We start from the raw sequence: 20,679 nt of genomic DNA on the forward strand, positions 1-20,679 counted from the left end.
AATCGTCTGCGTTATGTCACTCATGGCGCCGGGAGCGCACAGGGGGCGGCCACTGTACCCCCGGGCTCCGGCCAGCAAAATCGCCGCTGCGCGGTCCCTTCGACTTATCCCTGCAGGCTTCGGGTCGGGCCGAGGCAGCGTCCCTGCAAAACACGGCCCTCAGCCCGCATCCATGCGGGCTGCCCCGGCCTGCCGGGAACGTCTCAGCGATTTTGAGGCCGTCAGCACCGGCAGTTTCAGCAAGAAAAGTGAATAAATTAACGACAGGTCGTACGAACGTAGGCCGGGTCAGGCGCGAGCCGCCACCCGGCACAAAATCGGCTCCGTGCCCGCTGTCCTTGCCCGGCGGCGCTGCGCTTGCGCGGGCCTACAGACAGTCAGAGCCGGATGCGTTGGCCGGGTAAGGCGCCAGCCGCCACCCGGCATCACAAGCACCGACTCAGAAGCGCGTCACAAACGGCGCGGTATCCGGCAGGGCAATGGTGGTTGAGGCTTTTAGCTGCGGCGTCCCCAGATAGAGGAAGCCGACAATTTTATCCTGCTCGCGGCACGCGAAGCCGGCCCGCACCACCGGGCTCTCGGTCAATGCTCCGCTGCGCCAGATGCCATTGAATCCCTGGGCCAGGGCCGCCATCTGCATCGCCATCACCGCACAGCCAGCGGACATCTCCTGCTCCCAGCGCGGCACCTTCGGGTGGTCTTCACAGCGCGCGACTACGGTAATGATCAGCGGCGCGCGGAACGGCGCATTGCGGGCTTTCTCTATTCCCTTCTCATCCTGGCCGGCCTCTGTGGCCCCTTTTTCCAGCAGCTGGCTGAAGCGCTCGCGGCCGTCATCGGCGATAATAAAAAAGCGCCACGGCTGCAGGGTGCCATGATCCGGGGCGCGCAGCCCGGCGCGCAGAATGTTTTCCAGCTGTTCGCCAGCCGGGGCAGGTTCCGCCAGGCGAGAAGCGCTCCGGCGATTAAGCAGTAGATCGAGAGCATCCATCTGTATAACTCCTGTGATGTCATTTTTCATAAAATTAACATGCACAAGGATTTTGTTACAGCGTGGTCGGTGATTCCTGCTGACAACCGACGGCTCACTCTTTAGGATAGCCAGACGCGGCGGCCCCTGCGGCCTGCCCTTTTTAGATAACGTTAGGGAGAAGACATGCGAACCCTTTGGCGACTGATTGCCAGCTTTTTTAAATGGACGTGGCGGATACTAAACTTTATTCGCAAACTGGCTCTGAATGCGATCTTCCTGGTGCTGGTGCTGGTGTGTATCGGTATCTGGAGCCAGTTCAGCACCACTACCAGCGAACATGCCGCGCGCGGCGCGCTGTTGCTGGATATTACCGGCGTGGTGGTGGATAAACCTTCCGCCAGCAGCAAGCTCGGCGTAATTGGCCGCCAGCTGTTTGGCGCCAGCTCGGACCGTCTGCAGGAGAACTCTCTGTTCGATATCGTGCAGACCATTCGCCAGGCGAAAGATGACCGCAATATCACCGGTATTGTGCTGGATCTGAAAAACTTCGTTGGCGGCGATCAGCCGTCCATGCAGTACATCGGTAAAGCGCTGCGTGAGTTCCGCGACAGCGGCAAACCGGTCTATGCCGTCGGCAGCAGCTACAGCCAGGGCCAGTACTACCTGGCGAGCTTTGCCAACAAAATCTGGCTCTCACCACAGGGCGAGGTTGACCTGCACGGCTTCGCCACCAATGGGCTGTACTACAAATCACTGCTGGATAAGCTGAAGGTCTCCACCCATGTCTTCCGCGTCGGCACCTATAAATCCGCCGTCGAGCCTTTCATTCGCGATGATATGTCCCCTGCCGCCCGCGAGGCGGACAGCCGCTGGATTGGCGAACTGTGGCAGAACTACCTCAACACCATTGCCGCCAACCGCCAGATCACCGCCCAGCAGCTATTCCCGGGCGCCCAGGGCATTATCGATGGCCTGCGTAAAGTGGGCGGCGATACGGCAAAATATGCGCTGGACAATAAGCTGGTGGATGAGCTGGCGACCTCCACGGAAGTGGAAAAGGCGCTGAGCAAACAGTTTGGCTGGAGCAAAACGGATAACAATTACCGGGCGATCAGCTATTACGACTACAACGTGAAGACACCGTCTGACGAAGGTTCCGCCATTGCGGTGATCTTTGCCAACGGCGCCATCATGGATGGCGAGGAGACCCCGGGCAACGTTGGTGGCGATACCACGGCTGCGCAAATTCGCGATGCGCGCCTCGACCCGAAAATTAAGGCCATCGTTCTGCGCGTTAACAGCCCGGGCGGTAGCGTGACCGCCTCAGAAATTATCCGTGAAGAGCTGGCGGCAGCCAAAGCCGCCGGTAAACCGGTAGTGGTCTCGATGGGCGGCATGGCTGCATCTGGCGGCTACTGGATCTCCACCCCAGCGGATTACATCGTCGCGAACCCGAGCACCCTCACCGGCTCCATCGGCATCTTTGGCGTAATCAACACCGTGGAAAATACCCTCGGGTCGATTGGCGTCCATACCGACGGCGTCGCCACGTCGCCGCTGGCGGATGTCTCCAGCACCAAAGCGCTGCCGCCGGAAGTGCAGCAGCTGATGCAGTTGAGCATTGAGAATGGCTATCAGCGCTTTATCACCCTGGTGGCTAACGCCCGTAAGAGCACGCCGGAGAAAATCGACCAGATTGCCCAGGGACACGTCTGGACCGGGGAAGATGCCAAAGCCAACGGCCTGGTCGACAGCCTCGGCGACTTCGACGATGCGGTGGCTAAAGCCGCCGAGCTGGCCAAGCTGAAAACCTGGCACCTCAACTACTATCAGGAAGAGCCGACCTTCTTCTCGATGGTGCTGGATAGCCTGACCGGCTCGGTACGCGCCTCGCTGCCGGCGGCCATTCAGGCCTGGCTGCCTGCACCAGTCGCCGCGGCGGCCGAGACGGTGAAAGCGGAGAGCGACAAGCTGGCGGCGTTTAACGACCCGCAGAACCGCTATGCCTTTTGCCTGACCTGCGCCAACATCCGTTAGTACGCAGCGGCTGCCCCGTCTCCCGGGGCAGCCTTTTTCCCGCACCTGCCAGCGCCGCCACAAAGCCAGCGGCCAACACTGTATTTTTTCCCGCGTCTCTTTATACTGCGCCTGTCTACGACCAACCTAAGCGATGCTATGCAAAAAAAATCGATTTACGTTGCCTACACCGGTGGGACCATCGGTATGCAGCGCTCTGAACACGGCTATGTACCCGTTTCCGGCCATCTGCAGCGTCAGCTGGCGCTGATGCCTGAATTCCATCGTCCGGAGATGCCGGACTTCACGATCCATGAATACCATCCGCTGATGGATTCATCCGATATGACCCCCGAGGACTGGCAGCACATCGCCGACGATATCCGCAGCCATTACGATGAGTATGATGGCTTTGTGATCCTCCATGGTACCGACACCATGGCGTTTACCGCTTCGGCGCTGTCGTTCATGCTGGAAAACCTTGGCAAGCCGGTCATTGTGACAGGGTCACAAATCCCACTGGCCGAGCTGCGTTCTGATGGTCAGATTAACCTGCTCAACGCTCTCTACGTTGCCGCCAACTATCCGATTAACGAAGTAGCGCTGTTCTTCAACAATCGACTGTTTCGCGGCAACCGCACCACTAAAGCCCACGCCGACGGCTTCGACGCTTTCGCCTCGCCAAACCTCGCGCCGCTGCTGGAAGCCGGGATCCATATCCGCCGCCTCGGTACCCCGCCGGCGCCGCAGGGCCGCGGAGAGCTTATCGTGCACCCCATCACCCCGCAGCCGATTGGCGTGGTGACGATTTACCCCGGCATCTCCGCCGACGTGGTACGCAATTTCCTGCGCCAGCCGGTGAAAGCGCTGATCCTCCGCTCCTATGGCGTCGGCAATGCCCCACAGAATGGCGAGTTTATTCAGGTGCTGGCGGAAGCCAGCCAGCGCGGTATTGTGGTGGTCAATCTGACGCAGTGCATGTCCGGGAAAGTGAACATGGGCGGCTATGCCACCGGCAACGCCCTCGCCCAGGCGGGGGTCATCAGTGGTTTCGATATGACGGTGGAAGCGACGCTGACCAAGCTACACTATCTGCTTAGCCAGCAGCTGGATGTTGACGCCATTCGCGCGGCGATGCAGCAAAATCTGCGTGGCGAACTCACCCCCGACGAGGCTTAAGGAGGACGTATGGCACATCGAGCGCTGTTACTGGTTGATTTGCAGAACGACTTTTGCGCCGGCGGCGCGCTGGCGGTTCCTGAAGGCGACAGTACCGTCGAGGTGGCTAATGCGCTTATCGACTGGAGCCTGGCGCGCGGCGAGCCCATCGTCGCCAGCCAGGACTGGCACCCGGCGGATCATGGCAGCTTCGCCAGCCAGCACCAGGTGGCACCCTACACCCTGGGCGAACTCGACGGCCTGGCGCAGACCTTCTGGCCGGATCACTGCGTGCAGCACAGCGAAGGCGCGGCGCTGCATCCGCTGCTCAAACAGCAGGCGATCAACGCCGTGTTCCATAAGGGGCAAAACCGGGTCATTGACAGCTACAGCGCTTTTTTTGACAACGGTCACCGGCAGAAAACTGAACTGGACGGCTGGCTGCGCGGCCAGGGCATCGTGGAACTGACCGTGCTCGGCCTCGCCACCGATTACTGCGTCAAATTCACCGTGCTGGATGCCCTCGCGCTGGGCTATACGGTCAATGTCATCATCGACGGCTGTCGCGGCGTTAACCTGCAGCCGCAGGACAGCAGCCAGGCGTTTATGGAGATGGCCGCCGCGGGCGCCACGCTGTATACCCTCGATGACTGGCGGGAATCTCAGGCCTGATCCCTCCCCCCGGCGCCCTCGCGCCGGGTCTTCTTCTGCCGCCTCGCTATCGTCCATAAATTGAACTCTCTCGCAGTTTCAACAGGTTATTGCTGGTAGTCTGGCAAGGCTGTTTTTTCGCCACGCCATTTCCGTGGCGTGGTTATTTTTTTATGTCAAAGAGGAACCACTATGAAACGTTTGCCCTTGCTGGCAGCCTTGCCCTTGCTTTGTGCTTCCGCGCTCTCTGCCCAACCCCTGATGTCCGTCGGCTATTTTAACGGCGGCGGCGACGTCACTGCCGGGCCCGGCGGCGATATCGATAAGCTGGACGTCCGGCAGATCACCCATCTCAACTACTCGTTTGGTCTTATCTATAACGATGAAAAAGACGAGACTAATGCGGCCCTGAAGGATCCTGCTCATCTGCACGAGATCTGGCTGTCGCCGAAGGTGCAGGCGGATCTGCAAAAGCTCCCGGCCCTGCGTAAACAGAACCCGGACCTCAAGGTCCTGCTGTCTGTCGGCGGCTGGGGGGCGCGCGGTTTCTCCGGCGCGGCGGCAAGCAAAGAAACCCGTAAGGTGTTTATTCAGTCTGCGCAGGAAATTGTTGAAAAATATGGTCTGGATGGGATTGACCTCGACTGGGAGTTTCCGGTCAACGGCGCCTGGGGGCTGGTTGCCAGCCAACCGGCCGATCGCGATAACTTTACCGCGCTGTTAAAAGAGCTGCGCGCAGCGTTTGGTACCAGGAAACTGGTGACTATTGCCGTGGGGGCTAACGCAGAAAGCCCGAAAAGTTGGGTGGACGTTAAAGCGATTGCGCCATCGCTCGACTACATCAACCTGATGACCTACGACATGGCCTACGGCACGCAGTACTTCAACTCGAACCTGTATGACTCCAGCCACTGGCCAACGGTCGCCGCGGCGGATAAATACAGCGCCGATTTTGTGGTCAACAATTACCTGGCCGCCGGGCTTAAACCCAGCCAGATGAACCTCGGGATTGGTTTTTATGGCCGGGTACCGAAACGGGCAGTTGAACCGGGGATTGACTGGACGAAAGCGGATGCGCAAAACAATCCGGTCACCCAGCCCTATTTTGGGCCACAGGAGGTCGCGCTGTTTGCCTCGCTGGGTTATGACCTGAGCAAAGACACCTACGTAAAATACAACGATATCGTGGGCAAACTGCTCAACGATCCGCAAAAACGTTTTACCGAGCACTGGGACGATGAAGCGAAGGTTCCGTGGCTGTCAGTGCAGTCCGCGGAGGGCAAGCCGCTGTTCGCCCTGTCGTATGAGAACCCGCGATCGGTGGCCATTAAGGCGGACTATATTAAGGCGAAGGGCCTCGCTGGGGCCATGTTCTGGGAATATGGCGCCGATGACCAGAATCAGCTGGCCCGTCAGCTGGCGGAATCGCTGGGGATCAAACACTAGTCGCGACCCTCCCCCTCGGGCTGCGTGACGCAGACAACATCGCCTGCAATGCAGGTATATCGCGCAGCCCGGGATAGGTTATGATGCCTGTTATCCGCTGCGCCACGCGCTGGCGCAGCTTAACCGTTTGACAGGAGGCAGGGGGCCATGGCCTATATCCCCAAAAATTACGCGCGTCTGGAAGTGGGTTACCGCGAAAAGGCGCTCAAGCTTTTTCCCTGGGTGTGCGGACGCTGCTCACGGGAGTTTGTCTACTCCAATCTGCGCGAGCTGACGGTGCACCACATCGATCACGACCACTCCAATAACCCGGAAGATGGGAGTAACTGGGAGATGTTGTGCCTGTATTGTCACGATCACGAACATTCCAAGTACACCGAAGCCGATCAGTATGGCTCCACGGTGGTGGCGGGCGAAGATGCGCAAAAGAGCGTCGGTGAGGCCACCTACAACCCGTTTGCCGATCTGAAAGCGATGATGAACAAAAAGTAAGCATGCCGATCTGGCCGCTGCGCGCGGTCGTTCACGCTGATGCTGTCCGGCCCGGGGTGACCCCGACGCCGGAACCACGCGCCGCCGGCTGGCGCTTTATTGCAGCTTAACGGTGGCGATCGGCTTTGGCACGATGCCGAAATCTTCCTTCAGCTGCTGTTTACTCTTCATCACCATCTGCCCGCGGGTGTCGATGGTCATGTGCTGGGCGTCGGTGTTATACCGGGCCTGCCACAGCATCACCAGCTGCAGGCTATTTTCCTTTTGCTCCGGCGTCAGCGCCACGCCATCCGGCCATTTTCCCAGCTCCACCGCCGTCGCCAGACGCTGGTAAACTTCCGGCGTCATACTGTCGATAATTTGCTCAATATCCATCTTCCGCTCCACTCCGCTTGGAATAATTTGCTGAATCGTTTCTTCAACCCTTAATCTGCTCGCCATTCTGCTCATCAGTGAAGCTCAGCGACGCCGAATTCACACAATAGCGCTCGCCGGTCGGCTGTGGGCCATCCGGAAACACGTGGCCGAGATGGGCGTCACAATTTCCACAACGGATTTCAATGCGCTGCATGCCGTGCGAATTGTCGGTCAGATAGCGAATGGCCTCATCGCTCACCGGCTCATAGAAGCTCGGCCAGCCGCAACCGGAGTCGTATTTGGTTTGGGAGTTAAACAGCGGCGCATCGCACACCAGGCAGTGATACACGCCATTTTTCTTGTTGTGCAGCAGCCGTCCGGTGAAAGGCGGTTCGGTGCCGTGATGCTGCGTCACGTAAAACTGCATTTCGCTTAAGCCGTTTTTCAGCTCTTCCGGGGAGGGTTTATTCGCCATGGGCTTACATCTCGCTTTGCAATGGACAACTTTCGCTCCAATTCTAACAAAACATTAACAATGAAGCGTGCACTTTTGTTCTAAACTTATGCGGTGCCAACAGGCAGCCAGATAATTGTGACTTAAATCACGTTTTTATCTTAAATGCCCTTTAAAATTCCGCGCGCAGCCCCCATATGGAATTGGGCTCAAAGGGAGAGTGAGGCAAATCAATCGCGCAAGGTGTGCTCAGGATTGATTTGTCGCAATGATTGACACGATTCCGCTTGACGCTGCGTAAGGTTTTTGTAATTTTACAGGCAACCTTTTATTCACTAACAAATAGCTGGTGGAATATATGACTATCAAAGTAGGTATCAACGGTTTTGGCCGTATCGGTCGCATTGTTTTCCGTGCTGCTCAGAAACGTTCTGACATCGAGATCGTTGCAATCAACGACCTGTTAGACGCAGAGTACATGGCTTACATGCTGAAGTATGACTCCACTCACGGTCGTTTCGACGGTACCGTTGAAGTGAAAGACGGTCATCTGGTCGTTAACGGTAAAAAAATCCGTGTTACCGCTGAACGTGACCCGGCTAACCTGAAGTGGGACGAAGTTGGTGTTGACGTTGTTGCTGAAGCAACCGGTATCTTCCTGACCGACGAAACCGCTCGTAAACACATCACCGCTGGCGCGAAAAAAGTCGTTCTGACTGGCCCGTCCAAAGACAACACCCCGATGTTCGTTCGCGGCGCTAACTTCGAAACTTACGCTGGCCAGGACATCGTTTCCAACGCTTCCTGCACCACCAACTGCCTGGCACCGCTGGCTAAAGTTATCAACGACAACTTCGGTATCGTTGAAGGCCTGATGACCACCGTCCACGCGACCACCGCGACTCAGAAAACCGTTGATGGCCCGTCTCACAAAGACTGGCGCGGCGGCCGCGGCGCAGCTCAGAACATCATCCCGTCCTCTACCGGTGCTGCTAAAGCAGTAGGTAAAGTACTGCCAGAACTGAACGGCAAACTGACCGGTATGGCGTTCCGCGTTCCGACTCCGAACGTATCCGTTGTTGACCTGACCGTTCGTCTGGAAAAAGCAGCGTCCTACGAAGAAATCAAGAAAGCCATCAAAGCCGCTTCTGAAGGCGCAATGAAAGGCGTTCTGGGTTACACCGAAGACGACGTTGTTTCTACCGACTTCAACGGCGAAGTTTGCACTTCCGTGTTCGATGCTAAAGCAGGTATCGCACTGAACGACAACTTCGTGAAACTGGTTTCCTGGTACGACAACGAAACTGGCTACTCCAACAAAGTTCTGGACCTGATTGCTCACATCTCCAAATAAGTTGAGATGAAAAAGTAATCTGTAAGAGCGACTTCGGTCGCTCTTTTTTTTGTCTGCAGAGATAGGATTGCACAATGATAAATAAAATTTTTGCTCTCCCGGTGAATGAAACCATTTCTCCCGTGATCTCCCGTCGCCAGCTGGACGACCTGGAGCTGATTGTCATCGACCATCCGCAGGTGAAAGCCTCTGTGGCGCTGCAGGGAGCGCACCTGCTCTCCTGGAAACCCGCCGGTGAAGAAGAAGTCTTGTGGCTGAGCAACAACACCCCATTTAAACAGGGCGTCGCCCTGCGCGGCGGCGTGCCGATTTGCTGGCCCTGGTTTGGCCCTTCCGCGCAGCAGGGTCTGCCGTCGCACGGCTTTGCCCGCAATCTGCCATGGACCCTGGAAGGTCATGACGAAGACGACAGCGGCGTCATGTTGACCTTTGCGCTCCAGCACAGCGCCGAAACCATGAAGCTCTGGCCGCACGAATTCACCCTCTATGCCCGCTTTAAGCTGGGCAAGACCTGTGAAATCGAGCTGGAAGCCCACGGTGAATTCGAGACCACCTCTGCCCTGCATACCTACTTCAACGTCGGCGATATCGCGGCGGTGAAAGTGAGTGGTCTTGGCGAGCGCTATATCGATAAAGTGAAGAATGCCGAAGAAGGCGTCCTGAGCAACGGCGTGCAGACCTTCCCGGACCGCACCGACCGCGTCTACCTTAACGCTGACAGCTGCAGCGTGATCCATGACGATGCGCTTAACCGCACTATCGACGTCGTGCATCATCATCAGCACAACGTGGTGGCCTGGAACCCGGGCCCGGCGCTGTCCGTCAGCATGGGCGACATGCCGGACGATGGTTACAAAACCTTCGTTTGCGTCGAAACCTGTTGCGTGACCCAGCCGCAGAAAGCCAGCGAAGAGACCCCCTCTCGCCTGGCGCAGACCATCAGCCTGAAAAAACGCTAACAGCAAAAAGCCCCGTTCCCGACGGGGCTTTTTTCTCCGCTGGCTGAGGTGCTGATTAAACCATATCCAGCCGGTTTTTTCGCTGCGGTGGTGGATAGAGGCGATCCAGCTGCGCGAGCTCTTCCGCACTGAGGACGATATCGAGCGCGGCAGCATTCTGCACCACATGCTCAATACTGGCCGCTTTCGGGATCGCCAGCACTCCCGGATGACGAATCACCCAGGCGAGCAGCAGCTGCGCGACTGTCACCCCCCGCGCGTTAGCCATATTAATGATATCGGTATGCTGAAAAAGTCCATCGCGTAAGCGCCCCGCCTGCGCCAGCGGGCAGTAGGCCATCACCGGCAGAGTGTGCTGCTGGCACCAGGGCAGGAGATCGTATTCAATGCCCCGCGATGCGAGATGATAGAGCACCTGGTTGGTCGCGCAGCGTTCGCCACCCGCCGTCCGCCACAGCGCCTGCATATCGTCGGTGTCCAGATTAGAGACGCCCCAGCGGCGGATCTTGCCCTCGGCCACCAGCCTCTCCATCGCCTCGACCGTCTCCTGCAGCGGGATATCCCCGCGCCAGTGCAGGAGATACATATCGAGATAGTCGGTCTGCAGCCGGCGCAGGCTGTTTTCACAGGCGCGGCGCATCGCCGTTCCGCCGGCGTGCCAGGGATAGACTTTGGACACCAGCACCACGCGATCGCGCAGGCCGCGGATCGCCTGCCCGACGACCTCTTCCGCCCCACCGTCGGCATACATTTCCGCCGTATCGATCACCGTCAGTCCGTGGTCGATGCCCGCGCGCAGTGCAGCCACTTCCTGCGGACGCTGGGCGCTGTTTTCGCCCATATACCAGGTGCCCAGCCCGATGGCCGGAACCGCCGCCTGCTCGCCAAAGCGTACTGTTTTTTTCACCGTCTCCTCCTCTTTAGCTTTCTGCACCACCATAAAGCAAAACAGGGCGTGAAGCCCTGTTTTGATGCATAAAGCGCACTGTAATGATGCACAATCAGAAGGTGTAGGTAATCCCGGTTGAGATCAGGCCGCTCCAGGATTTGTCCACCATCGGGCTGTCGGTAATTTCATCCGACAGACGGGTATAGCGTGCAATGCCGTATACGCTCCAGTCGCCGAGGAAGCGATAGTTAGCCGACAGCTCCAGATACGGGTTCCAGCTGCTGTCCGGATCGTAGCTGCGCATGCCGCTGCGACGGGACTCATGCTGCGAGACACCATAGTAGTATTCGTTCTGATTGTCGCTGTTCCACTCCACGCCAATGCCCGGCGTCAGCGTCAGGTTACCATTGGTGTAGCGGTACAGCCAGGCGAGATCCCAGTTGATACCATTACTGTTATCCAGCGTATCGCCTGCAATCGTCGTGCGCAGGAAACCATAGGGCGTGTTGTGGACATAAGACAGACCGGCCATCACGGTCGATTTACGTTTATCCAGTTGACGCATTTGCGCGCTGTCGCTGTCGCCCGGCTTGAAGTACATCGGCGACCAGTAGGCCGTTATTGACAGCTTATCGTTGGTGTCGTTCCACAGGTAGTAGCCCCCGCCCAGACCGTGGAACCAGAAGTTATCGCTCTCATAACTAATGACCGGCACCGGGTAGACATCCGCATCATATTGCTTATACGGATGTTCGACGATGCCTACGCCAGCCCCAAGAGTGAACTTCCCGTCGGCATGCGCCGCGCTGGCGGACGTCGCAATCAGCACGCCGAGTGCCAGAAGTTTGATTTTAGTCACAATCCATATTCCCGTTGTCAAATTATCAGCCCGTGCAGTTTACCGTCGTAGACCTCATGCCTCAAATTCTTTACCCGACATGACACAAATCGTTCACTTTCCCACCCTTCTCTTACCATGAGGTGACAGCCCGGTGACAGCTTCGCGTCCTGGCGTGTCAAAAAGCGTCATTTTCAGGATGAGTTATTGATATGTCATTGAAATTGATTTTCTGCGGCATGCAAGATTTCTAAATGCATCTACGCTTAAATTTAGAAGGTGTAATTGCAGGGCACATTCACGCTACTCCACCCGCAACCTGGCATAAGGGTTGCTGGATATCTGGAGAGCGACGTTCAGCTTATGTCTTCCGGGGGCCCCCACTACTCATATGAACGGCTCTCAACCTGTGCTAAAAAACGAAAGGACGGCATGCCATGAATATATTCGATCACTATCGCCAGCGCTATGAAGCTGCCAAGGACGAAGAGTTCACACTGCAGGAGTTTCTTACCATCTGCCGGCAAGATCGCAGTGCCTATGCCAATGCGGCAGAACGTCTGTTGATGGCCATTGGTGAACCCGTCATGGTTGATACGGCTCTCGAGCCGCGGCTATCCCGTCTCTTTTCAAACCGGGTCATCGCACGCTATCCGGCCTTTGAAGAGTTTTACGGTATGGAAGACGCCATTGAGCAGATCGTTTCCTATCTCAAGCATGCCGCCCAGGGGCTGGAAGAGAAGAAACAGATCCTCTATCTGCTGGGGCCGGTGGGCGGTGGTAAATCGTCGCTGGCTGAACGGCTGAAAGCGTTGATGCAGCGTGTGCCCATCTATGTGCTGAGCGCCAACGGCGAGCGTAGCCCGGTCAACGATCACCCGCTGTGCCTGTTTAATCCGCAGGAGGATGCCCAGATCCTTCAGAAAGAGTATGGCGTGCCCACCCGCTACCTCGGCACCATCATGTCGCCGTGGGCGGCCAAGCGCCTGCACGAGTTTGGCGGCGATATTACTAAATTCCGCGTGGTCAAAGTCTGGCCATCGATTCTTGAGCAGGTCGCCATCGCCAAAACCGAACCCGGTGATGAAAACAACCAGGATATTTCGGCGCTGGTGGGTAAAGTGGATATCCGTAAACTGGAACACTATGCGCAAAACGACCCGGACGCTTATGGCTACTCCGGTGCGTTGTGCCGTGCCAACCAGGGGATTATGGAATTCGTCGAGATGTTTAAAGCGCCGATTAAGGTGCTACATCCGCTGCTGACCGCCACCCAGGAAGGGAACTACAACGGGACCGAAGGGATCTCTGCCCTGCCGTTTAACGGGATAATCCTCGCCCACTCCAACGAATCGGAATGGGTGACCTTCCGTAATAACAAGAACAATGAGGCCTTCCTCGACCGCGTCTATATCGTCAAGGTGCCTTATTGCCTGCGTATCTCCGAAGAGATCCGCATCTATGAAAAATTGCTCAACAGCAGCGAGCTGACCCACGCGCCGTGCGCCCCGGGCACCCTGGAAACGTTGGCGCGCTTCTCGATTCTGTCGCGCCTGAAAGAGCCGGAAAACTCAAGCATCTACTCGAAAATGCGGGTCTATGATGGCGAAAGCCTGAAAGATACCGACCCGAAAGCGAAATCCTATCAGGAGTATCGCGATTACGCCGGGGTGGATGAAGGGATGAACGGGCTCTCCACCCGCTTTGCCTTTAAGATCCTGTCACGGGTGTTTAACTTCGACCATGTCGAGGTGGCCGCCAACCCGGTGCATCTGTTCTATGTCCTGGAGCAGCAGATTGAGCGCGAACAGTTCCCACAGGAGAACGCCGAGCGCTACCTGGAATTCCTCAAAGGCTATCTGATCCCGAAATACGCCGAGTTTATCGGCAAAGAGATCCAGACCGCTTATCTGGAATCCTACTCCGAGTACGGGCAGAACATTTTCGATCGCTATGTCACCTACGCCGACTTCTGGATCCAGGATCAGGAGTATCGCGATCCGGATACCGGTCAGCTGTTTGACCGTGAGTCGTTGAATGCTGAGCTGGAGAAAATTGAGAAGCCGGCCGGGATCAGCAACCCGAAAGACTTCCGTAACGAAATCGTCAACTTTGTGCTGCGCGCCAGAGCCAACAACAGCGGACGTAATCCGAACTGGACCAGCTACGAGAAACTGCGCACGGTTATCGAGAAGAAAATGTTCTCTAATACCGAGGAGCTGTTGCCGGTCATTTCGTTTAATGCCAAAACATCAACCGATGAGCAGAAAAAACACGACGACTTTGTCGACCGCATGATGGAAAAAGGCTACACCCGCAAACAGGTTCGCCTGCTCTGCGAGTGGTACCTGCGGGTTCGTAAATCGTCCTGATGCGTCAAGCCCGGCGGCACGCCGCCGGGTCAACTGCAGCTGAATGATGATAAGCAAAGTTGGCTAATGCAGTACAGGAGGGCATATGACCTGGTTCATAGACCGACGCCTGAACGGGAAAAACAAAAGCGCCGTCAATCGCCAGCGCTTTTTGCGCCGTTATAAGGCGCAGATTAAACAGTCGATTTCCGAGGCTATCAACAAGCGCTCGGTCACCGATATTGAGAGCGGAGAATCCGTCTCGATCCCGACGGACGATATCAACGAGCCGATGTTTCATCAGGGGCGCGGCGGCCTGCGCAACCGCGTCCACCCGGGCAACGATCATTTTGTGCAAAACGACCGGATTGAGCGACCGCAGGGAGGTGGCGGCGGCGGTGGCGGCGGTCAGGGGCAAGCCAGCGCCGACGGCGAAGGGAAGGATGAGTTTGTCTTCCAGATTTCGAAAGATGAGTACCTGGATCTGTTATTTGAAGATCTCGCCCTGCCGAACCTGAAGAAGAATCAGCACCGGCAGTTGAACGAGTTTAAAACCCATCGCGCGGGCTTTACCTCGAATGGGGTGCCAGCCAACATCAGCGTGGTGCGTTCGCTGCAGAACTCGCTGGCCCGGCGTACGGCGATGACCGCTGGCAAGCGCCGTGAACTGCGCGCCCTGGAGGAGGATCTGGAGACCATCAGCCGCAGCGAACCGGTGCAGCTGCTGGAGGAGGAACGCCTGCGCAAAGAGATTGCTGAGCTGCGCGCCAAAATTGAACGGGTGCCGTTTATCGACACCTTTGACTTGCGCTACAAAAATTATGAAAAACGGCCGGAGCCCTCCAGCCAGGCAGTGATGTTCTGCCTGATGGACGTCTCAGGCTCGATGGACCAGGCCACCAAAGACATGGCCAAGCGCTTTTATATCCTGCTGTATCTGTTCCTCAGCCGGACCTATAAAAACGTCGATGTGGTCTATATCCGCCACCATACCCAGGCAAAAGAGGTGGATGAACACGAATTCTTCTATTCTCAGGAAACCGGCGGCACCATCGTCTCCAGCGCCCTGAAGCTGATGGATGAAGTGGTGCAGGCCCGTTATGACCCGGCGCAGTGGAACATCTACGCCGCCCAGGCGTCGGATGGCGACAACTGGGCCGATGACTCCCCGCTGTGCCACGAACTGCTGGCGAAGAAAATCCTGCCGGTGGTGCGTTATTACAGCTACATCGAAATTACCCGCCGGGCGCATCAAACCCTGTGGCGCGAGTATGAACATCTGCAGGCGACCTTTGATAATTTCGCCATGCAGCATATCCGCGACCAGGAAGATATCTACCCGGTATTCCGCGAACTGTTTCACAAGCAGTCATCTAAAACTGAAGCTTAATTAAATACTCAGCCAGTGAGTCGAGTGACTTGCTGGCTGTTTTCCTCAGACACAAGGCCCGATGGCACATCCATACATCATGTAAAATGGAAACAACGGGGCCATGGCGACGGCGCCAAGCGAGCTAATCGTTTTGGTCTTATCATTGATTGATACCACAACGGGGTGCGCTAACTGGTAGGCGGCGGCCAGATCTGACGCGTCCGATGCAGTCCAAAATCCTGTCGCTTTAAACAACACCCCGAGGCGATCGTTATCAATTTGCACCGCATGATACTGATTCACCAGCTCGCTATGCTGCCCGGCATCCAGTTTGCGCTGATCCATCACCACCAGATATTCCGCCGTCACCTCATGTTGTTCCACGACAAAGTTAACCCGCACGCCGGAAGCCTGTTGATGAAAGCGTTCATAAAAGGTCTTATAACGCTGATATTCCTGAGGCACACCGTCACGGACAAAGCGGTAACTGTATTTCGCTGAGCTGGCGACAATACCGGACTCTGTGGGTTTCATCGCCACAATGGTATCCCGAGGCGGCAAGTTTGGCGTGCTGGTACATCCTGCGAGTATCGCTACCACCACCAGCGATAAGACATATTTCATCATTTTCAGCCGTTCCTGTTCGCGATTTTCTCTATGACATCTGGCGTTTTTTTAACACTCCAGGTACAAATCCCTAACCCTGTGTATCATAACTGCCTAATCTGCTTCAAACATTCGCGCGATCGTCAGCGTTGAACTGTTTCTACTCTCAGGAGCCTGCTATGACCCCTTTTTATCAATTGACGGCTACCCGCCTGCGCGGCCAGCCCCTCTCAATGTCTGACTATGCTGGCAAGGTGGTTCTGGTGGTGAATACGGCCAGCCATTGTGGCTTCACACCGCAATACGCTGGCCTGGAAGCGCTCTACAAAAAGTACGCGGCTCAGGGGCTGGTAGTGCTTGGTTTCCCGTGCAACCAGTTTGGTAAGCAGGAACCCGGCGGTGCGGATGAAATCGAGCAGACCTGTCACGTTAACTACGGCGTGAGCTTCCCGATGTTTGAGAAAGTGGACGTCAACGGCCCCGCCGCACACCCGCTGTTTCGTTATCTGAAACAAGCGTTGCCCGGCGTGCTCGGCGGACGGATCAAGTGGAATTTCACCAAGTTCCTCATCGCTCGCGACGGCACACCCCTCGCGCGTTTTGCGCCGTTGACGACGCCGGAGAAAATGGAGGCCTCCATTGTCGCGGCCCTCACGCGCTGAGTGTTCCCGTCATGCCACGTTCACCCAGCGGCGGCTGGCTGCCCATACAAGGTAGACGTCGCTCTCACGCGGCCAGCAACCGTCTGTTGCTGGCCGATCTTCCACCTGCCCGGTCATCAGCCTACAGTGGCGACACGGCCTCAACTTCATGCTGAAACACGTAGGGGTCGGAGAGGAGTTCGAATGCGTCGTCGTCCGGATAAGTGACCGCGACGTGATAGTCTTCGCCTGCGAAGGCTTTGACCGCCGCAAGATCCTGCCAGTAGGTGGCGAGAAAAAAATGCGCCCATTCGCCCTGGTTTTCCTGGCGCACCAGCGCGCCTCTGTTGCCGGGGATACCCCGGGCGTGATCCACGCCGGTCTGCTCAAGGTGGCGGGCAAACCCCTCGGCATGTTGCAATGGCACACAGCCGTGCCAGGTCCTGACAATCATTTGCGTTCTCCTGTGGTGATAAACGTCTCACCTTAACATCAGAAACCACCTGTTGGGGAGCGGCACGATACCGCGCACGGTTCTGAATGGGGGAGCGCCTTACCCTCAGCTCCCCACAGCGAGCTCAGGCAGTCGCGCCTCAATCAAGGCGATCACGCTTCTGACCCGCGGCGGAATAAAACGGGCATCGGGATAGACGGCATACAGGAAACGGTCCGGTAATCGCCAGTCAGCCAGGATCGGCACCAGCCTTCCAGCCCTGAGGGCCCTGGCCGCCAGCGGTCGCTGCATCCCTCCGATGCCGATACCGGATTCCAGCGCCTGCAACAGCGCATCGCTGGTGTTGGCCCGAAAAACGGTCTTAACCTGCACGTCTCTCGTCTCGTCTGCGGAAATTATCCGCAGCGGAGCATCAAGCGGGAGGCCGCTAAACCGAACGTGTGGACAAGCCGCCAGGTCGTCCACGGACTGGACGGCGTAATGACCTGGTGCCGCAAAGAGCGCCGTTTCAATCCGCGCCAGAACCCGCGCAGCATGGGATGGCGGCGGCTCATGGCCGAGACGCAGCGCCACATCCACCCCTTCGGTAACCAGATCGGCGATCCGATCGTCGAGCGACAGCATCAGGTGCAGTTCAGGATACTGTTTCTGCAGCGCCAGCAGATGCGGCAGCAGAAGACTGCCGAGACCGCTTGGCAGCTGGACATGCACTCGTCCCTGAAACTGAGGCTCCGCCGGGTTGAGCCGCCTTTCCGCCTCCTGCATGGCGTTCAGCACCCGCTGCATATCACGCCGGTAATGCTCTCCCTGCTCGGTAAGCATCATAGCCCGCGTCGTACGATGGAGTAACACCACGCCAAGCTCCTGTTCGAGCGCGGCGATCTGCTGACTGACGGCAGATTGCTTCATCCCGAGCTGCCGGGCGGCTGCGGAAAATGAGCCGGCTTCGGCAACGCGCAGAAAGGTGGCGATGGCGGTGAGCTTATTATTCATTTCATGATTCTGCTGATAAGTGTCATCCGTTTCATGGGATAGGTGGCAAAAAAATAATCTAGCACACTGTGTCGGTCACCTTCCCAGGAGAAACACCATGAACAAGACATCCTCTCAGGTCGCACTGGTCGCTGGCAGCAGCGGCATCGTTGGTCGCCAGCTGGTCAACACCCTGTTACATCGTGGATGGGAGGTTATCGGCCTCAGCCACCGCGCCCTGTCGCAACCGGGGGCGATCCCGATGATTCACGTCGATTTACGCGATGCCCGGCACAGTGCGCAAGCTCTCCAGCCGCTGTCCACCGTGACCCACATTTTTTACAGTGCCTGGATGAATGCCGGAAACTGGAGCGAGATGGTGGAGCCGAACGTTAGCATGCTGCGTAATCTGGTCAGCCACGTCGAACAAAACGCCCCGCTGCAGGCGGTCAGCCTGATGCAGGGGTATAAAGTGTATGGCGCCCATCTTGGCCCCTTTAAAACCCCGGCGCGGGAAAGCGACCCCGGCGTACCCGGGGCTGAATTTAACGTCGCTCAACTTGCGTGGCTCCGCCACTTTCAACAAGACAAACCCTGGCACTGGAGCGCTATCAGGCCCGGCGTGGTGGGCAGCCCGGTGCCGGGTAACGCCATGAATCTTGCGTTGAGCATCGCGCTGTATGCGTCACTGTGCAAAGCCCTGGGCTTACCGCTGCGCTTTCCCGGCACGTTAACCACCTGGCACAGCATTGTCGATCATACTGACGCCGACCTGCTGGCGGAGGCCACGCTGTGGGCCGCCACCTCACCGGCGGGGGAAAACGAGGCCTTCAACGTCAATAATGGTGATATCTGGCGCTGGTGCGAGCTGTGGCCGCGCATCGCGCAGTGGTTTGAACTGGAATGCGCCCCGCCCGTCAGGCTCTCATTTCATCAGCTATTCAATGACTACCGTGCCGTCTGGCGCGAGCTGGCCGGAGAGCGGCTGGTGGAAGCGGACATTCTGCGTCTGAGCGACGGTCAGTTTGCCGATTTCGTGTTCGGCTGGCAGTACGATATGTTTGGCGATGGCAGTAAACTGCGCCGGGCTGGCTTCCAGCGGATGCAGGCCACAGACGAGATGTTTTTCAGCCTGTTTTCGCAGCTGAGAACGGCGCGGGTGATCCCCTGAGCGTTAGCGTCAGGGCAACGCCAGCCGGTCTTGATGGTCCGCAAAGAGGGTAATGAGATGGTCGGCGATAACCCGCACGCGTCTGGACCCGGCCAGGTCGGAATGCATCACTAACCATAACGTCTGATCCGCGCCGATCTCCGGCTGCAGGCACTGCAGCCCGTTGGCCCGCGCCATAAAGTGCGGCAGGACGCCCAGCCCAAGCCCCGCTGATACCGCGGAAACCTGGGCCACGAGCGTATTGGCTTCGACTTTACACGGTCGCCCTCGCAGGGTGCGCGTGATCCATTGGGCGGCCGGCAGGTGCTGGTGAGTCTCCGGCCACCCCACAAAGTCCGCCTCGCTCAGCGACAGGCCGTCCGCACCGGCCAGATAGCTGGCGGCGCCATAGACGCCAAACCCCACCGTCCCCAGCCGCTTTAAGGTCAAATGCCCGGCGTCAGGCTTGACCATGCGGATCGCCAGATCGGCATCCCGACGGTGCAGGTTCACCGGCTGCACGCCGCTCAGCACCTCCACCCGCAGGTCAGGATAGTGGTCCAGGAGCCCTTTCAGGGAGGGCAGAATAAAGTGCGTGGCCAGGTTATCCGAGGTAGCCAGGCGGACAACTCCGGCGACATGCCCCTGCAGTTGCGCCGCCTCGCCGAACGCCAGGCCTGCGTATTCCAGCGCCTCCGCCCGCACGAGCAGGGCTTCGCCATCGTCGGTCAGGCGATAGCCGCTCTGATGGCGGCTAAAAAGCGGGACTTTCAGCGACTGTTCCAGCCGATCCAGCCTGCGGGACACCGTGGCAATCCCCATGTTCATCTTGTCGGCGGCGCCGCTTAGCGTTCCCGCCCGGGCGATGGCGAGGAAGATGCGCGCATCATCCCAGTTAAACTCTGCTGTCATCTACTTTCCAATTATGGAAAACGGTTCTCCGTTTTCTGCTCTTTTTTATCGTTTTCGCAGGGATGATACTGCACGCCACTCGCGGAGACAAACTGGCCATCCGATCGCCGGTTCTCTCCTCACCTGAACGTCCGTGCACCATGCGCGACTTCCCTCTTCTTAGGATACGCCTGACATGAAAGAGATTGCTTTACCCCTTAACCCAACCCCGGCGCGCGTCTGGATAGCCGTCATTGCGCTCGGGATCTGCGCCTTTTCGATCGTCACCAGCGAACTGGCGCCGGTGGGCATGCTCAGCGCCCTGGCGGCGGATTTTCACCAGACGGAATCCGGTATGGGGCTTGCCGTCACCGCCTACGGCTGGGTGGGCGCCCTGGCGGCCCTGCTTTCCGGCGCGATGCCGGCGCGTATTTCACGCAAGGCGCTGCTGGTCGGGCTGATGCTGACCCTGGCGCTTTCCTGCCTCGCCGCGACCCGGTCTTATTCCATGTTCGCCCTGATGAGCGCCCGCATGATTGGCGCCCTGGCGCATGGCGCCTTCTGGGCCTTAATTGGCATCGTCGCCGCGCAGCTGGTCCCGCCACACCGGCTGGGGCTGGCTACGGCAATCATTTTTGGCGGCGTGTCGGCGGCA

At 57.7% G+C, this 20,679-nt stretch carries 21 protein-coding genes; 12 read left to right on the plus strand and 9 right to left on the minus strand.

Going from position 1 to position 20,679, the window contains the following annotated elements; translation table 11 throughout:
* Positions 1 to 439 precede the first annotated feature (439 nt).
* Positions 440 to 991, minus strand: a complete 552-nt coding sequence (locus CW267_RS21465; RefSeq protein WP_008807622.1) for an NAD(P)H nitroreductase — start codon at positions 989 to 991, stop codon at positions 440 to 442.
* A gap of 165 nt (positions 992 to 1,156) precedes the next feature.
* Here CW267_RS21465 and sppA point away from each other — a divergent pair, with 165 nt between their 5' ends.
* The 5 genes from sppA to yajD all read left to right on the plus strand — a co-directional run bounded on the left by sppA (position 1,157) and on the right by yajD (position 6,736).
* Entirely contained in the window at positions 1,157 to 3,010 is a 1,854-nt protein-coding gene (gene sppA / locus CW267_RS21470; protein ID WP_046622221.1) for a signal peptide peptidase SppA, read from the plus strand.
* 138 nt (positions 3,011 to 3,148) lie between these two features.
* On the plus strand, positions 3,149 to 4,168 hold the full coding sequence (gene ansA / locus CW267_RS21475; protein WP_008807624.1) for an asparaginase: 1,020 nt from the start codon (positions 3,149 to 3,151) through the stop codon (positions 4,166 to 4,168).
* A gap of 9 nt (positions 4,169 to 4,177) precedes the next feature.
* Positions 4,178 to 4,819, plus strand: a complete 642-nt coding sequence (gene pncA, locus CW267_RS21480; protein WP_008807625.1) for a bifunctional nicotinamidase/pyrazinamidase — start codon at positions 4,178 to 4,180, stop codon at positions 4,817 to 4,819.
* A 171-nt stretch (positions 4,820 to 4,990) separates the two neighbouring features.
* Entirely contained in the window at positions 4,991 to 6,244 is a 1,254-nt protein-coding gene (locus CW267_RS21485; protein ID WP_012968474.1) for a glycoside hydrolase family 18 protein, read from the plus strand.
* A 147-nt stretch (positions 6,245 to 6,391) separates the two neighbouring features.
* A complete protein-coding gene (gene yajD / locus CW267_RS21490) occupies positions 6,392 to 6,736 on the plus strand; it encodes an HNH nuclease YajD (protein ID WP_002901254.1) in 345 nt (114 codons plus the stop codon).
* 96 nt (positions 6,737 to 6,832) lie between these two features.
* On the opposite strand, the gene CW267_RS21495 is transcribed toward yajD, so the two are convergent.
* Together CW267_RS21495 and msrB are read right to left on the minus strand one after the other, a co-directional pair.
* A complete protein-coding gene (locus CW267_RS21495) occupies positions 6,833 to 7,111 on the minus strand; it encodes a YeaC family protein (protein ID WP_004203787.1) in 279 nt (92 codons plus the stop codon).
* A 43-nt stretch (positions 7,112 to 7,154) separates the two neighbouring features.
* Positions 7,155 to 7,568 (minus strand): peptide-methionine (R)-S-oxide reductase MsrB, encoded by a 414-nt coding sequence (gene msrB / locus CW267_RS21500; protein ID WP_008807627.1) that lies wholly within the window; start codon positions 7,566 to 7,568, stop codon positions 7,155 to 7,157.
* A gap of 337 nt (positions 7,569 to 7,905) precedes the next feature.
* Here msrB and gapA point away from each other — a divergent pair, with 337 nt between their 5' ends.
* Entirely contained in the window at positions 7,906 to 8,901 is a 996-nt protein-coding gene (gene gapA / locus CW267_RS21505) for a glyceraldehyde-3-phosphate dehydrogenase (RefSeq protein WP_008807628.1), read from the plus strand.
* Between the two features lie 74 nt (positions 8,902 to 8,975).
* Positions 8,976 to 9,860 (plus strand): D-hexose-6-phosphate mutarotase, encoded by an 885-nt coding sequence (locus tag CW267_RS21510; protein ID WP_008807629.1) that lies wholly within the window; start codon positions 8,976 to 8,978, stop codon positions 9,858 to 9,860.
* 55 nt (positions 9,861 to 9,915) lie between these two features.
* On the opposite strand, the gene CW267_RS21515 is transcribed toward CW267_RS21510, so the two are convergent.
* Both CW267_RS21515 and CW267_RS21520 read right to left on the minus strand, forming a co-directional pair.
* A complete protein-coding gene (locus CW267_RS21515; protein ID WP_369815303.1) occupies positions 9,916 to 10,767 on the minus strand; it encodes an aldo/keto reductase in 852 nt (283 codons plus the stop codon).
* A gap of 94 nt (positions 10,768 to 10,861) precedes the next feature.
* Entirely contained in the window at positions 10,862 to 11,608 is a 747-nt protein-coding gene (locus CW267_RS21520) for a MipA/OmpV family protein (protein WP_008807631.1), read from the minus strand.
* Between the two features lie 416 nt (positions 11,609 to 12,024).
* Here CW267_RS21520 and yeaG point away from each other — a divergent pair, with 416 nt between their 5' ends.
* Entirely contained in the window at positions 12,025 to 13,959 is a 1,935-nt protein-coding gene (yeaG, locus tag CW267_RS21525) for a protein kinase YeaG (protein WP_008807632.1), read from the plus strand.
* Between the two features lie 85 nt (positions 13,960 to 14,044).
* On the plus strand, positions 14,045 to 15,328 hold the full coding sequence (locus CW267_RS21530; protein ID WP_100781350.1) for a YeaH/YhbH family protein: 1,284 nt from the start codon (positions 14,045 to 14,047) through the stop codon (positions 15,326 to 15,328).
* Between the two features lie 45 nt (positions 15,329 to 15,373).
* Here the strand turns inward: CW267_RS21530 and CW267_RS21535 are convergent, their stop codons facing one another.
* On the minus strand, positions 15,374 to 15,937 hold the full coding sequence (locus CW267_RS21535) for a hypothetical protein (protein WP_008807634.1): 564 nt from the start codon (positions 15,935 to 15,937) through the stop codon (positions 15,374 to 15,376).
* Positions 15,938 to 16,095: 158 nt separating this feature from the next.
* Between CW267_RS21535 and CW267_RS21540 the strand changes: the two genes are divergently transcribed.
* Positions 16,096 to 16,578: a glutathione peroxidase gene (locus CW267_RS21540; protein ID WP_012968477.1), complete on the plus strand. Its 483-nt coding sequence runs from the start codon at positions 16,096 to 16,098 to the stop codon at positions 16,576 to 16,578.
* Between the two features lie 121 nt (positions 16,579 to 16,699).
* Here CW267_RS21540 and CW267_RS21545 read toward each other — a convergent pair whose 3' ends face one another.
* Both CW267_RS21545 and CW267_RS21550 read right to left on the minus strand, forming a co-directional pair.
* Positions 16,700 to 17,011, minus strand: a complete 312-nt coding sequence (locus CW267_RS21545; protein ID WP_012968478.1) for a hypothetical protein — start codon at positions 17,009 to 17,011, stop codon at positions 16,700 to 16,702.
* 105 nt (positions 17,012 to 17,116) lie between these two features.
* Positions 17,117 to 18,004: a LysR family transcriptional regulator gene (locus tag CW267_RS21550; protein WP_050887687.1), complete on the minus strand. Its 888-nt coding sequence runs from the start codon at positions 18,002 to 18,004 to the stop codon at positions 17,117 to 17,119.
* 97 nt (positions 18,005 to 18,101) lie between these two features.
* On the opposite strand from CW267_RS21550, the gene CW267_RS21555 reads away from it, so the two are divergent.
* Positions 18,102 to 19,154, plus strand: a complete 1,053-nt coding sequence (locus CW267_RS21555) for an SDR family oxidoreductase (RefSeq protein WP_032735312.1) — start codon at positions 18,102 to 18,104, stop codon at positions 19,152 to 19,154.
* A gap of 9 nt (positions 19,155 to 19,163) precedes the next feature.
* On the opposite strand, the gene CW267_RS21560 is transcribed toward CW267_RS21555, so the two are convergent.
* Positions 19,164 to 20,045, minus strand: coding sequence for a LysR family transcriptional regulator (locus CW267_RS21560; protein WP_100781349.1), 882 nt, complete (start codon positions 20,043 to 20,045; stop codon positions 19,164 to 19,166).
* 175 nt (positions 20,046 to 20,220) lie between these two features.
* On the opposite strand from CW267_RS21560, the gene CW267_RS21565 reads away from it, so the two are divergent.
* Positions 20,221 to 20,679 (plus strand): MFS transporter (locus CW267_RS21565; protein ID WP_133124750.1); only part of this gene is annotated, 459 nt, incomplete at its 3' end.

It is taken from the genome of Klebsiella sp. X1-16S-Nf21, from assembly GCF_002837615.1.
GTDB lineage: Bacteria > Pseudomonadota > Gammaproteobacteria > Enterobacterales > Enterobacteriaceae > Klebsiella > Klebsiella variicola.